This is a genomic window from Profundibacter amoris, assembly GCF_003544895.1.
Classification (GTDB): Bacteria; Pseudomonadota; Alphaproteobacteria; order Rhodobacterales; family Rhodobacteraceae; genus Profundibacter; species Profundibacter amoris.
Genome location: NZ_CP032125.1, coordinates 984,912 through 999,149 on the forward strand (window position 1 = coordinate 984,912; position 14,238 = coordinate 999,149).

Consider the following 14,238-nt stretch of genomic DNA (forward strand, 5'->3'; position numbering starts at 1 on the left):
GCCATCGCCCCAACTGAACCAGCGACTCGGAATGCTGTCTGAAGATTGTGCCGATATGAAAATGCTACTATGAAAAAAGCAAAGCATAATAAGTAGAACAAAAGTATTAGATACTTTTGATTTTCACGATCGATAATCTTCTTGATTGTCCTCATCGTGCTCATGTTCCTTTTCTTTACCTATAGAATCTAGCGCCTTACCAATAGCGCCGCCTTTTAGTCCGTCAATTAAATCCCCGATTATACCTCCTAATACCTTTCCTTTTCGGGCCAGCCCTCCCGCTGCACGGTAATCCTCCCATTTTTAATGGATTCCGCCTGTAGAATTGCGCGACCGGTTTTGGTTTCACGCACGGACCTTGCCCAACAAGACGGGGCTAATCGGTGCGGCAAAATATATTCCATGTGACATCGTGTATGTCGCAGTAGTCCATTTTCCCTCAATCCTTCAACCGTGCCCGCAATACCCGCAGCATATTTTCACCCATCACCTTGCGGATTTGCGCTTCGGTCAGCCCCGCGCGCAGCATTGCGTCGGTGAGGGCCGCCAGTTCGGACGTATCAAACGTCGTCGCGACCGATCCGTCAAAATCCGATCCCAGAGACACCGCATCTTCCCCCACAACGCCAATCGCTGCCTTAACGGATATTGCCACCCCGTCGGGGCTGGCGTCACAGGTCACTTCCTGCCAGTAGCCCATGCCGATCACCCCGCCGGTGGCGGCGATGCGTTTCATCAGGGCGTCGGGGATGTTTCGTTTGGTGTCGCAATGGGATTTGATACCGCTGTGGGACAGGACAACCGGAATATCCACCATCTCCAGTACCTGTTCCACCACCTTTGTGCTGGAATGGGCCAGGTCCAGAACCATGCCGCGTTTGGCCACCTGTTGCACCACTTTCCGCCCGAAATCGGTCAGCCCGTTGTTTTGCCGGCTGTGCAGCGTGCCGCCCAGTTCGTTGTCAAAGAAATGCTGCAAGGCGATCAATCGGTAGCCCGCTTCCTCCAGCCGGTCCAGATTCTCGATCCGGCCTTCCAGCGGATGCGCCCCCTCGATCCCCAGAATGCCGCCGACGATCTTTTCGCCCGCCGCACGGCGCTTCAGCACCTCTTCCAGATCGGACAGGCTGCGGATGATCTTCAGGTTGTCCGGCGCGGCAGCCTCGAACGCCTTCAGCTTTTCGGCCTGATAGATCGCGCGCTCGTAAATGCTGAACCATGTGCGCGTCGGCCACAGCTGGAAAAACGCAATCAGCTTGATGTTGTCGAAGGCATCCGCGTTGTTGTGCTCGTAATTCAGCCCCTTTGGGCTTTTCGTCACCGCCGTGAACACCTGAATGGCCACATTGCCCTCTTGCAAGCGCGGAATATCCACCTGCCCGAAACTGCCCCGTTGGGTCAGATCGCGGTTCCATAACAACGGATCGGCGTGCCAATCGCCAATCACCATACTGTCATGCAGCGCGCGGGCGGCATCGGACACAGGGTAGGGATCATGCGGGGCCACCGCATTGCGGCCCTTTTCCACATAGCCTGGTAAAAAGATGAAGGTGGCAATCAGGGCCAACGCCCCCAGCAGGCAAAGCCGCCCCAGCCATTTTCCGAATGTGCGCATGGTATTCTCCCCGTTGTTTCGACGCAGGTTAAGGCCCTTGGGTTGTAATTTCCAGACTTGCTTTTGCCCCGCTCCGCGATAGGCTGGCATCATGCCATAAGAAAGGACAGCACATGGCCGGCGGATGGGCGCGTGATGGCGCGGTAGAAGAACAGATCGAGGCGTCCATATCGGACGAACTGGCCCGCATGAAGGCTCGCAAAACGCCGGTTGGCGAAAGCCTGACCCATTGTGCGGAATGTGACGAGCCGATCCCCGAAGCCCGACGGGCGGCGCTGCCCGGTGTGAAGCTGTGTATCGACTGCATGCAGGAGCGCGACGCGGCGTATAAGCCAAGGCCGGGGATCAACCGGCGGGGGAGCAAGGATAGTCAGTTGCGGTGAGTATCCTCCAATCGAATATCAACGCCAAATTCAAAGCCTGCAACTTTGCAAAGCTCCTTCAGCATGCGCGTAACCTGTTCTTGCGATACGATTTTACTGAACCACCAGCCGGATTGTGATTTGGCAACCTCCAAATGGGGACTTTTGAAATGGACGCCAATTCTATCTTTGGAAATGATCGCCCGCTGGTGGCTTATTCGACTATTTGCAAGTTGCTCCAGCACCTCGGGGTCAAGTTTATGTATTTCATCAATGGCATTCCCAAACACTGCAGGTAATGTTTCCCCATATATAGGTTCGCCCAAAACATAGCAGACGTATCTGTGTGCCTTTTTAGCATATGGGCTGATGGCTTGTTTGGGTGTATCTTCTTTACCTGTGGTTGATGGTTCCAGTAAGCGCGTGACGATGTCATTGATGCTTTCACCGTTTTGTTGGCGAAGGCTGAATAAATCTGCAACATTCGCTTCACTGAGCGCGACCATTATTTCTGGGGGCTGTGTCATTGGAAGGCCCTCCCGTAGCGCAGGGTTCGTTTTTGATCGGCTTCGCAAGAGGGATAGTATGTCAGGATCGCAGCCCCATCGATCACAACCTTTCGACCCTTTAACCGTTCAAGCCGCTGTATTTCATCTTTGCGAATAGCGATTTCTCGCTTTGCATCCTTTCGAGTCAACATATATGCGTCGGGGGAAACCTGTGTTGCTGTTCGCAGTAACAGGTCCATATCCGTATACCGTAAGCCGCGTTGCTGCATGCGGGTGGTGGCGTGTTTGGTCAGGTGGTGAGTATTATACATGATCTTTTCCTTTTTCTGTCAGTTACAGGTCCAATGCCTCTAGAAGTTCGTTGTTTTCCTTTTCAAGGCGGTCCCGTTTCTCGGGGGGTACTTTACTGGCTAACCATTTCGCCCGCTCTCCACGTTTTTCCTTTACCATCAGCTCTTTTGGAATATCTTGAATGCGGGCAAGCCCGTGCAATAAGGCGTATCTGGCCCATTTATCCCCATCTGTGAGGGCTTCAATAATATGGCTGCCGATTTGATATTCTGGCATGCCGTCGGCATTTAATTGCATCCCATCTGGGTCAAGGGATATGTTTTTGCTGGAATTTTGCCGGGAGAAATGGCGTAGATAATCGGCAAATGGATTGTGTGTGTCAGGATCATAGCCCAAATCATAAGTCGTTTCGGCGGCTGCGCGCCCCAAAACATCACACTTGTTGATTGATTTCTCTTCGGCTTTTGCGCCCTCTTCGACACGATAGGCCGCATTGGCAAACGACAGGTGGCCTTCTGCAATATTACTAAGTGTGCCGATAGCTTCAGAGATTTCGCTGAGCTTTTCACGTCGCCAATTCAGACTTGCTTCGGCTGCAAGCGCCATAAGCAGTGGTGCCATTTCGATCTGGGTTTTGCGGGGGATGCCGTATAACTGCTCCACCATATCAAAACCCAAGTGGGCATCGGCAGTTATGCTTTCGGATATTTTTCTGTATCCCAGCATCCTGCCTGTTTTTGACTGTGAAATTTCAATTTTGTCGAAATTTCTAGCAAGATCGGCAGGTTCAACCATTAAGGCCTTGGCCAGTTTTCTGGTTGTATTGCTGTTTGCCTTCTTGCGTTTTCCCAATTCTATATCGCCTATGGTTTTTTTGGCGACCTTGGATTTTATGGCGAGTTCATCTTGGCTTAGCGCGTGGTGTTCGCGCAGGGCCTTCAGGGTTTCTGGTTTGACCGTCATTGGGTTCTCCTTGCAGTGTGGCTGTGATGCAAGGATGCATAACCCTAATAAATGGAGCTGTAAATGGAAGAAGTGGCGCAATAACTCCATTAACGGGCGTCAATATTGGCCAATTTGGAGAGAGTAACCCCAAAAACAACCCTACGCGGTGTTTTCCTCCTCCATCGCCTCCAACTCGTCAATCATTCCCGAAATCATGCTCAGCCCCTTGTCCCAGAACTTGGGATCAGACGCATCCAGCCCGAACGGTGCCAGCAGCTCCTTGTGGTGCTTGGAGCCACCCGCCTTCAGCATCTCGAAATACTTGTCCTGAAACCCTGCGTCCCCTTCCTCGTAAACCGCATAAAGCGCGTTGACCAACCCGTCGCCGAACGCATAGGCGTAGACGTAGAACGGCGAATGCACGAAATGCGGGACGTAGGTCCAGAAGGTTTCATAGCCTTCGACAAAGTTGAACACGGGGCCAAGGCTTTCGGCCTGCACCGACATCCACAGCGCGTTGATGTCGTCCGGCGTCAATTCGCCCTCGGCGCGTGCGGCGTGCAGTTTGCATTCGAAATCATAGAATGCGATCTGGCGCACCACGGTGTTGATCATATCCTCGACCTTGCCCGCCAGCAGCACCTTGCGTTCCTCTTGCGTCTGCGCCCGCTCCAGCAGTTTGCGGAAAGTCAGCATCTCGCCAAACACCGATGCGGTTTCGGCCAGTGTCAGCGGGGTCGAGGACAGCAATTCGCCTTGATCCGCCGCCAGCACCTGATGCACGCCGTGGCCCAACTCGTGCGCCAGGGTCATCACATCGCGCGGTTTGCCCAGATAGTTCAGCATCACATAGGGGTGCACGGTGGTGACTGTGGGGTGGGCAAAGGCGCCCGGCGCCTTGCCGGGTTTCACGCCTGCATCGATCCAGCCATCGGTGAAGAACGGCTTGGCGATCTCGGCCATGCGCGGATCAAAGGCGCCGTAAGCATCCAGCACGGTTTTCTCGGCCTGCGCCCAGTCAACGGTTTTGGTGTCTTCCATCGGCAGCGGCGCGTTGCGGTCCCAGACCTCCATTGTGTCCAGCCCCAGCCATTTGGCCTTCAGCGCATAGTAACGGTGCGACAGCTTGGGATAGGCGGCGACAACCGCATTGCGCAGGGCCTCGACCACCTCGGGTTCCACATGGTTCGACAGGTGGCGCGCGGTCTGCGGGGTGGGCATCTTGCGCCACTGATCCTCGATCGCCTTTTCCTTGGCCAATGTGTTGTGCACCCGCGAAAACAGCTTCACGTTTTCACCAAACACCCGCGCCAGTTCCCGCGTGGCGGCTTCGCGCTTGCTGCGGTCCTGTTCGGTCAGCAGGTTCAGGGTGCTTTCAAGGTTCATCTCCTTGCCATCCACCGTAAACATCAGACCGGCAATGGTTTCGTCAAACAGCTTGTTCCAGGCCGATGCCCCGACACTGCTTTGATCATGCAGGAATTTTTCCAGCTCGTCGGACAGTTGATAGGGCTTCATCGCACGCAATTGCTCGAAAATCGGCTTGTAACGGGCCAGATCGGCGTTTTCGGCCAGCATCGCGTCCAGCTTGCCGTCCTCGATCCGGTTGATCTCCAGCGAATAGAATACCAGAGGGGCGGTGAACACCGTCACCTTTTCCTGTGCGTTCTGCATGAACTGTGCGCGCCCGGCATCTGTGGTGTTCTGGTAATATCGCAAACCTGCATAGGACATCAGCCGCCCGCCGGTGGTGCTGATCGCTTCGTATTCCTGAACGCAATTCAACAGGCCGGCAGCATCCAGATCCGCCAGCCTGCCCTCGTATCGGGCTGCGAAATCCGCGCAGGCCTTTTGCAGCCACTCCATATCCCGCGCAAATTCCGGTGCGTCCGGCGCAGGGTAAAGATCACTCAGATCCCATTCCGGCAGATCGCCGAATTCACCGGTACTACCAGTGTCAGAAGTCGCATCGAAAACGGGGGCAGGGAAAGCGTTGAACATCAAGGGAACCTCTTTGTGACTGTTTCAAACCACATAAGGGCGCACGGGTGTGCAGTGCAAGGGGGCTGGTCTTCTTCTTGCTGTAAATACCTGCGCCGCAGGCAAAAAGGCGAGCCCCGACAGGGGCGAGCCTCGGGCGACGCCGTCAGGCGGCGCAACCACTATCGCCACAAATGCGCATAACTGGCAAATATCCCCTGCACCTTGGCCAACAGGCGCAACCGCAACCGTTCCCGCGGCAGTTCGCTGTGCTGCAACCGCTCCACAATCACTTCGGGCGGGCAGGGCAGGTCGGCCACCGGATCATAGTATCGCGGATAATCGACCAGCACCGCATGCACCATCTGCGCCAAGGTTGGCGAAGCCTGTCGCCGCTCCGGAACCTCGGCCATATCCCGCGTCAGCCCCCATCCCGCATAAAACGGCATGCCCAGACAGGTTACATCCCGCCCGCGCAACAGTGCCTCGAACCCCAGCAACGAGGTCATGGTCCAGACCTCGTCCACCACATCAATCAGTGCCACAGGGTCGGCACCCTCCAGCACCAGATCGGCGTATTTCGCCATATCCGCCACCTTCACGGCCCCATCCCGCAGGCCCGCTTCGACATCGGGGTGGGGTTTGTATAGGATCACCGCATCAGGATTCTCGCTGCGCACCCGCTTCAGCAGATCAAGGTTGCTGGATACCTCAAAACACCCCTTCAACACCGAGGCGTCATCCTCGACCTGCCCCGGCACCAGTATCCGTCGCCCCTTGGGCAAGTCCGGCAGGCCGGCGCTGCCGACGTTGTATTTACTGACCCCCGCATGGGTCAGACAGGACATCAGCCGTTTGGCGCGGTGCTGCTCAACCTCGCCCAAATGGACCGAGGCCGCAATCAGCCGTTCCAGCCGGCTTTCCCGTGTCGGATCATAGTAAATCCCCAGATCATCCGCCACCAGCGACAAGGGCGCGGTCAAGTTTGCCCCCAACCCGCGCGAGCGCAGGAAACCGTCCTCGATCCGCAATAGCGCCTCATCCGCTATCATTCCCTTCCCCGCCCAGACCATCTGCCTTGCACCGCTTTGGCGGGCCAGCGCGTGGGCCTTCTCGGCCCCTTTCACAAACCGCATCTTGCTGTAGCGTCCGAAAAACGCCTGCAAGGGGGCACGTTTCCACAGACGCATGCCCGCCGCCACATAACCGCGCCTGTCCTCGCGCCAGGCCCGTGTCTGGGCCTCCAGCGCATCCACCACATCTTCAAGCGCGCACAGCCGGTCGCGGTAGGGATCATACCATTCCGGATAGAGGATCATCGCCGCCGCAAACAGTTGCGCCCGCGTCAACGTGCGCTGGCGGCGCGCCAACGGGGTTTCGTCCTGTGTCAGCCCCCATCCGGCGTAAAAGGGCGTGCCGAAAACGCGGGGCTTGTGGCCCGCCATGATCGCCTCGAACCCCAGTTGCGAGGACACGGTATAGACCGCTATCGCCCCGTCCATCAGCGCCCAGGGGGACACCGGTTCGGTCAGCAGGGAAACCCGCCGGCTGGTGTCTGCGGCGCTGTAATACCCCTTGCGGTGACCCGCCAGTGTTTCGGGGTGGGTCTTGATGATCACCTGCGCGCCGGGGTGTTCTTCTTGGGCAAACACCAGCATTTCCTGAAACCGCGCACGATCCGCCCCGCTGGCGGTGACCGAAGCATCGCCTATGGTCTGGTCAATCACCAGCACATAGCCAGGCGCGGGCAGGGGGATGTCGGGATCATGGGCGTTGTATTTGGACAGATCGGCCGCCTTGATCCGTGCCATTGCATTGCGGGCGCGGTTCAGCAGGGCGGTATCATCCAGCGGGTGCGTGGCCAGCAGAACCTCAAGGTCGCTTACGGTGGAGGGGTCGAAATGCACACCGTTCTTGTCCAGCAACAGGCCCAAAGGGGGTTCGCCCGACCGGCCCGGGTGGATCGAGCGCAGGAACGCATCCTCGATGCGCAGAATGGGCGCGTCGGTGTGGCTGGCCACGGCCTCGCCCCGTGGAGAGGTCGGGCTTTTGCCCCAGACCCCGACCATATCCCCATCTGACGGCTTGCCCAGCTTGATGTCATATCCCGCCAGTTGCAAAATCCGCCGGATGCGGCTTTGGGTCAGGAACCCGCCGTTATATACAAAAAGCCGCCGGCGGGTTTCCCCGTCGGCGGCCTGTGTTTCATCACGCAAAGGCATCAATCCCTAGTTGCCCGCCAGTGTATTGACCGTATTGGCCGAGTTCAGCGTGCCCATCCAGGCGGACAGGGTTTTGCTCCACTGAACAAAGGGCGCTTCGGTGATATAGATCGTATCGCCATCGCGGATCATGAAATCGCGGGCCACGAAAATACCGTTCGGTTTGGTCAGATCCAGCACATAGATCATGCGCTGCTCCCCTTGCAAATCCTTGCGGTTCAGAACCGCATTGGCAATCTTTGCCGGTTCTTCACGCAACACAAAAACGCCTTTGGGGTCTGCAAAGTTCGAACTTAGCCCGCCGACCTGCGCAATCGCTTCCATTGCGGACAGGCTTTGCGAGGTGAACTTTACCCGGCTTTGAGCGCCGGTTGCGCCAAGGGCGGTAAATGAACGGGTGTCCTGTTCAATCAGGATCCGGTCACCGCCGCGCAGTGGGATGTCCAGTTTCGGATGCTTGTACAGATCTTCGAACCAGATCTTGCCTTGCTTGTTGCCGCGGATCACGGTGATCTGGGTCACTTCCGGCTCAACCGAAATGCCACCGGCTTTGGCCAGCATGGACCCCAGCGTGCGGGTCGGGCGCTCGATCGGGTAAACCCCTTGGCCGCCAACACCCCCGACGATCGAAACCGTGGCGCCGTCACCGGCAAGGCGGCTCACCAGAACCTGCGGGTCCGGTGTTTGCTTGTCCAGTTTCTGGGTGATGATCCGGCGCAATGCTTCGGGCGTATTGCCCGCTGCACGGATGCGACCGGCATAGGGGATAAAGATAAATCCGGCGCCATCTACCTGCACTTCCTGCAAAGGCGTGGCACTGGTGCCAGGCGCGCCAAGCAAAGGATCGTCAACATTTTCCCAGATGGTCAGCCCTAGTACATCACCGGCGTGGATCGTGTCTGATCCAACAACACCGGCATTGATAAAGGCTTTGGAAAACCCCAGCGCCGGCGTAACATTGGTCGCGCGGGCCACATGGTCATTGACCGATACGACAAAAGCATTGCCGTCTTTTTCTACCGAACCTGAATAGATTTCGCGTTTGGTCGGGCCGGAACGCGGCAAACCACACGAAGAAACCACGGCAACAGCCGCAGTCAGGGCCACTGCTTTGGCCAGTTTTGAACCCGTAAACATTACGCCGGGTCTCCTTTACATTATTGTTTTTCTGCCTCAAGATTGGGAGGCAAGTTACGGGAAACAGGTTATTTAATCCAGTCCCTGATTGTGGTGGGGCTAGTTAACGATATGTAACTGTTGCCTTGGTGCCGCGTTTCCGGCCTTTAGCGCATCGTATGGGTCTTGTGATGCCAACACCATATCAACCGCCAGTCGCATCAGCTGATCCCGCCCGCGCGCCGAATAAAACCCGCCTGGAATTTGCGATGTTTCCAGCAAATACTGGCGATATTCCTTATAGGCACGGATATCGGGGCGGTCGGGTTTGCCAAAGAATTCGTCCAGTGGCAGGGTGGATACCAGTTCCGGTTTGTCAAAAACAGCCACGCCAAACACTTTCAGCGGAATTCCGCGCCGCAACACTTGCAGGGCCGCGGTGGAATTCACCGTCACCGCACTTCGGGCGTGGTCCAGCAATTGCGCCAGCTTGCCGCCCGGCACATAATGCACCCGACCACCAACCCCGTGTTTTTCGGCCAGTTCATGCACCAGCCGCCGCAGGGCAAGGCGGCCGTTTTCCAGCGGATGCGCCTTGAAAACAAGGTGGTGATGGGTTGGCGCGCCTTTGGCAAAGCCGGCAATCACCAGTTCCAGAAATTCGGACATACTGCCAAACGGGCTGTGCGCCTGAAAGCTGCTGTCATGTTCCAGTTGCAGCAGGGCCAGATGGTAAGGATACCCCCCGCGCATGATCCGCTTTGTCGCCACCCTGCGGCTGACCCGGTGCGCAGGCATCATCAGCAGGCGGCGCAGATACAGCCGGAATTCGGCCACAACCCCCAGATCGCGGTGCGGTTTGAAATGGCGATAGGCCCCGTTTCTGAACATCACGAACCAGTGGTAAAGCGCACCGTAAAACACATGCTGGCGCATATCGCCCCAATGGGCGGGCGCCTCGGGGCTGGTCAGTTCGGTGCCAGCCAGAACCTTGCGCATATCATCAATGGACATATCCATCAGACGGGAATGGCCGTTGCTGCCGCCGCGCTCGTAGGTCACCCAGTAGGGGCGCAAATATCCCTCTTCGAACACATGCACTGTCAGTCCGGCGGCTTTGGCCTGTTTCACGGCCTCGGCGTGGATGAAACGGGTGTCCCCATAGAGAACGATGTCGGTCACGTCTTTTTCAGCGACAATCGCGGCAAACCGGTCGGGCCAGTTTTCCTGTGGTTCCTCAAAGGCAATATAGCTGCTTTTGTCGGACCAGAAGGCCCGATCCCCCGCATTGAACCCGACCCGCCACACCTGCGCCCCCGCCGTGCGCAGCATCTTGCCCAGCCGGTTGAAAAAGGGTCCATGCGGCCCTTGAAGAAACAGAAAACAGCGATCCGCGCCGGTTGCCTTGCCCATAACGCCCTTTTAATTACTATTACGCCTTTGGTTTTAACGAAAACCCGTGATCTGTCACGCAGTTTTCCTTGATTGTTCCGGGTTCCCCCGATTGTGTGGCGTTTTCCCGTTAATTGGGGTTAATCTGGTAACAATCCCTGCGGCAATTCGTATATTTCTTTGTATTGCGAGTCGGGGCGGCAGGGGGTAGGGCCTGCTGACGTTCCCCACACCACACTGGCGCGAGTCCAAAATTGCAGTCAGCGCGTTGATTTGCCCGCAGCGATGCCCGTATCGGTAAGGGGAAATCCGCGCGTTGGAAGAAATTTTGGCCGCGTCCCGCAGGGATTTCACCAAAATCCGCCATTGCGACACCAATTTCGCTTGCAAGGGGGCCACCCTTGCGGCACTCAATTGTCTTGCACTGGCGGATTTTGGGCCGAAACCAGTGCGGTGTGGGGGACGTCAGCAGGCCCTTGGTCTGTCCGGCAAACAGGAGTGCGGCAATGTTTACGGGGATTATCACGGATATCGGTCATGTTCTGGAGGTCGGGATGCGCGGCGATATGCAGGCGCGGATCGGCACCGGTTATGACGTGGCGGGCATCGACATCGGCGCCTCGATTGCCTGTGACGGTGTTTGCCTGACGGTGGTGGCGCTGGGCACGGATCCGCAGAACTGGTTTGACGTGCAGATTTCGGCGGAAACGCTGGATAAAACCAACCTTGGCAAATGGGCCGATGGCAAGCGCATCAATCTGGAGCGCGCGCTGAAGGTCGGGGATGAACTGGGCGGGCATATCGTGTCGGGCCATGTGGACGGCTTGGCCGAAATCACCGCCATGCAGGACGAGGGCGACAGCACCCGCGTCACCCTGCGCGCATCCGATGCGCTGGCGGGGTTCATCGCCCCCAAAGGCTCGGTCGCGCTGAACGGCACGTCATTGACGGTGAACGAGGTGACAGGGGCCGATTTTGGCATCAATTTCATTCCCCACACCAAAGCCGCCACCACATGGGGCGATGCGGCGGTCGGGGATATGGTCAATCTGGAGATCGACACGCTGGCCAGATATGTTGCGCGGTTGCGGGAGTGGGGGCAATGACCCTTGGCCACAACAACGGCCCGACCATGGCCGCCGGCACCGGCTTTCGCAAACATTGCTGGACCAAAGCGCGCGCCGAACTGCTGCCCAAACTGCCGATCGAAGTGATCCGCCGCCGTGTGAAACGGGCGGGCGAGCTGGGGCTGGATTGCAAATCCTATGCCTCGATCCGCGCTGCCAGTGGTCATGATGTGGTGGCGTTCCTGTTTTCCTCGAACGCGCTGCGCCTGCTTAAGGCAAACCGCGGGCTACCGGCGGGGCGGAGTGAAAAACTGGCCGCATTGCAACGCTGTGGCCGTCTGGTCGCCGTGCAATCACCACTGACCCCGCAGGACATGCGGCGCGCCGCCGCCAAGGCGGACCTCCCGCTGGACACCATCATCACCGCACCCGGGCTGCACCACACATGGGGTGAAACCCGCACCATTCTGCTGACCGCCCTTGCCCCGCAAAACCTGCCCGCCGACCGTGTGGTCGCTATTGGCGACACCGCCCTTGAACGCGACTGGTGCGCCGCTGGCCGTCTGGCCGGATACCTAACTGCCGAAACCTTTTTTAGCGCCTGAACAGGACACATCAATGACCGAAACATCCACCGCCATTTCCCCGATCGAAGACATCATCGAGGACGCCCGCAACGGCCACATGTTCATCCTTGTCGATCACGAGGACCGCGAGAACGAGGGCGATCTGGTGATCCCCGCACAGATGGCCACGCCCGAGGCGATCAACTTTATGGCTAAATACGGCCGCGGACTGGTGTGTCTGACCCTGACAGGCGAGCGGATCGACGCACTGGGCCTGCCGCAAATGGCGTCGGGCAATTCCAGCCGCTATGACACCCCCTTTACCGTGTCGATCGAGGCCCGCGAAGGCGTGACTACCGGCATTTCCGCCCACGACCGCGCCCGCACCGTGGCGGTGGCCATCGACCAAAGCAAAACCGCCACCGACATCGCCATCCCCGGCCATATCTTTCCGCTGCGCGCCCGCGAAGGCGGGGTGCTGGTGCGGGCTGGGCACACCGAAGCCGCCGTGGATGTCAGCCGTCTGGCCGGTCTGAACCCCTCGGGCGTGATCTGCGAGATCATGAACGAGGACGGCAGCATGGCCCGTTTGCCCGACCTGATCGAATTTGCGCAAACCCATGATCTGAAAATCGGCACCATTTCCGATCTGATCGCCTATCGCCGCCGCCATGACCATCTGGTGAATGAAACCGCTGTGCGGGCTGTGACCAGCGAATTCGGCGGCGACTGGATGATGCGGATATTCACCGATGAAACGCAAGGGGCGGAACATATCGTGCTGTCCAAGGGCGACATCACCGGCGATGACCCTGTGCTGGTGCGGATGCACGCGCTGAACCCGCTCGAGGATGTTCTAGGCCTTGGCCCCAGCCCCGCTTGCGAACTGCCCGCCGCCATGAAGATGATCGCGGAGGAGGGGCGCGGGCTGATCGTGTTGCTGCGCGATACCGAAATGAAACTGTCGGACGAAGACGAAGAAGCCCCGCGCACCCTGAAGCAATACGGGCTGGGCGCACAGATATTATCGGCGCTTGGCTTGAAACGGCTGGTGCTGGCCACCAATTCACCTTTGCCCAGGGTCGTCGGCCTTGAGGCTTACGGGCTGTCCATCGAGGGCACCCGCGCCATTCCAAAGGAGATGCTCTGATGGCCGCCAATGAACAGCACTATACCCCGCCGCTGCCCGCGTTCGACAAGCCCGTGAAATTGCTGATCGTGGTTGCGCCCTACTACAAGGACATCGCCGATAATCTGGTGGCCGGCGCCAAGGCGGCGATCGAGGGGGCTGGGGCCACCTTTGATCTGGTCGAAGTGCCCGGTGCGCTGGAAATTCCCACCGCCATCGCCATTGCCGATGCAACCAGTAATTTTGACGGTTTTGTCGCGCTGGGCTGTGTCATTCGCGGTGAAACCACCCATTACGACACCGTTTGCAACGACAGCAGCCGTGCCCTGTCGCAAATGGGTCTGCGGGGCATTTGCATCGGCAACGGCATCCTGACCGTCGAAAATCGCACCCAGGCCGAGGTGCGTGCCGATCCTGCCGATCAGAACAAAGGTGGCGGGGCAGCAATTGCGGCCTTGCATCTGGTCGCGTTGTCGCGCAAATGGGGCGGCGAGATAAAAGGGATCGGATTCTTACCCGCCTCCGAAGACTTCCTGATGGCCGATGGTGGCCCTGACAACGGACCCGATACAGCATGACCGACAAACGCCAAATGAAATCTGCCGCGCGGCTTTATGCAGTGCAGGCGCTGTTTCAGATGGAGCATTCCGCCCAGACCATCGACGCCGTGCGTCAGGAATTCGAAGACCACCGTTTCGGCGCCACCTATGACGGTGACGAAATGGCCGAAGGCAACGTCAACCTGTTCCGCGACCTGCTGGAAAACGCGGTCGGGGCGCAGGTGCTGATCGACCAGATGACCGATCGCGCTTTGGTGGCCAAATGGCCCCTGAAACGGATCGACCCGACCCTGCGCGCCCTGTTTCGCGCTGCGGGCGCCGAACTGTTGCGCATGGAAACGCCGCCCAAGGTGGTGATCAACGAATATGTGGATGTGGCCAAGGCGTTCTTCCCCGATGGCCGCGAACCCAAATTCGTCAACGCGGTTCTGGACCACATGGCGCGCGAGGCCAGACCCGAGGCGTTCTGAGCGGCTTTTGCCCG

13 protein-coding genes are annotated in these 14,238 nt (G+C 58.1%); 6 read left to right on the top strand and 7 right to left on the bottom strand.

The genetic code is table 11. The annotated features are described in order from the left end of the window. Positions 1 to 439 precede the first annotated feature (439 nt). Positions 440 to 1,615 (bottom strand): dipeptidase, encoded by a 1,176-nt coding sequence (locus BAR1_RS04910; protein ID WP_118941983.1) that lies wholly within the window; start codon positions 1,613 to 1,615, stop codon positions 440 to 442. A gap of 113 nt (positions 1,616 to 1,728) precedes the next feature. Here BAR1_RS04910 and BAR1_RS04915 point away from each other — a divergent pair, with 113 nt between their 5' ends. Then, positions 1,729 to 1,998, top strand: a complete 270-nt coding sequence (locus BAR1_RS04915; protein WP_118941984.1) for a DksA/TraR family C4-type zinc finger protein — start codon at positions 1,729 to 1,731, stop codon at positions 1,996 to 1,998. Here the strand turns inward: BAR1_RS04915 and BAR1_RS04920 are convergent. The 6 genes from BAR1_RS04920 to BAR1_RS04950 form a co-directional block, all read right to left on the bottom strand. Continuing rightward, the gene (locus BAR1_RS04920; protein WP_118941985.1) at positions 1,986 to 2,504 is read right to left on the bottom strand and encodes a hypothetical protein; all 519 of its coding nucleotides are present in this window, start codon (positions 2,502 to 2,504) and stop codon (positions 1,986 to 1,988) included. The two genes, BAR1_RS04915 and BAR1_RS04920, sit on opposite strands and share 13 nt — an antisense overlap. A gap of 315 nt (positions 2,505 to 2,819) precedes the next feature. Next, complete coding sequence (locus tag BAR1_RS04930; RefSeq protein ID WP_162891674.1) at positions 2,820 to 3,740, bottom strand: helix-turn-helix domain-containing protein; 921 nt, start codon at positions 3,738 to 3,740, stop codon at positions 2,820 to 2,822. 141 nt (positions 3,741 to 3,881) lie between these two features. Beyond that, positions 3,882 to 5,723: a M3 family oligoendopeptidase gene (locus BAR1_RS04935; RefSeq protein WP_118941988.1), complete on the bottom strand. Its 1,842-nt coding sequence runs from the start codon at positions 5,721 to 5,723 to the stop codon at positions 3,882 to 3,884. 161 nt (positions 5,724 to 5,884) lie between these two features. After that, positions 5,885 to 7,924 (bottom strand): capsular polysaccharide biosynthesis protein, encoded by a 2,040-nt coding sequence (locus BAR1_RS04940; protein WP_118941989.1) that lies wholly within the window; start codon positions 7,922 to 7,924, stop codon positions 5,885 to 5,887. A 6-nt stretch (positions 7,925 to 7,930) separates the two neighbouring features. Then, on the bottom strand, positions 7,931 to 9,061 hold the full coding sequence (locus tag BAR1_RS04945) for a polysaccharide biosynthesis/export family protein (RefSeq protein ID WP_118941990.1): 1,131 nt from the start codon (positions 9,059 to 9,061) through the stop codon (positions 7,931 to 7,933). Between the two features lie 99 nt (positions 9,062 to 9,160). After that, positions 9,161 to 10,453, bottom strand: a complete 1,293-nt coding sequence (locus tag BAR1_RS04950) for a capsule biosynthesis protein (RefSeq protein WP_118941991.1) — start codon at positions 10,451 to 10,453, stop codon at positions 9,161 to 9,163. Between the two features lie 485 nt (positions 10,454 to 10,938). Here BAR1_RS04950 and BAR1_RS04955 point away from each other — a divergent pair, with 485 nt between their 5' ends. Genes BAR1_RS04955 through nusB form a run of 5 tightly spaced genes read left to right on the top strand, consistent with a single transcriptional unit; the run spans position 10,939 to position 14,224 of the window. Next, a complete protein-coding gene (locus BAR1_RS04955; RefSeq protein ID WP_118941992.1) occupies positions 10,939 to 11,538 on the top strand; it encodes a riboflavin synthase in 600 nt (199 codons plus the stop codon). Continuing rightward, the gene (locus tag BAR1_RS04960; RefSeq protein ID WP_118941993.1) at positions 11,535 to 12,104 is read left to right on the top strand and encodes a hypothetical protein; all 570 of its coding nucleotides are present in this window, start codon (positions 11,535 to 11,537) and stop codon (positions 12,102 to 12,104) included. Before BAR1_RS04955 ends, BAR1_RS04960 begins: the two co-directional genes overlap by 4 nt. Before the next feature lie 13 nt (positions 12,105 to 12,117). Continuing rightward, entirely contained in the window at positions 12,118 to 13,215 is a 1,098-nt protein-coding gene (gene ribB, locus BAR1_RS04965; RefSeq protein ID WP_118941994.1) for a 3,4-dihydroxy-2-butanone-4-phosphate synthase, read from the top strand. Continuing rightward, the gene (locus BAR1_RS04970) at positions 13,215 to 13,772 is read left to right on the top strand and encodes a 6,7-dimethyl-8-ribityllumazine synthase (RefSeq protein WP_118941995.1); all 558 of its coding nucleotides are present in this window, start codon (positions 13,215 to 13,217) and stop codon (positions 13,770 to 13,772) included. Before ribB ends, BAR1_RS04970 begins: the two co-directional genes overlap by 1 nt. Next, the gene (gene nusB / locus BAR1_RS04975) at positions 13,769 to 14,224 is read left to right on the top strand and encodes a transcription antitermination factor NusB (RefSeq protein WP_118941996.1); all 456 of its coding nucleotides are present in this window, start codon (positions 13,769 to 13,771) and stop codon (positions 14,222 to 14,224) included. Before BAR1_RS04970 ends, nusB begins: the two co-directional genes overlap by 4 nt. Positions 14,225 to 14,238 lie beyond the last annotated feature (14 nt).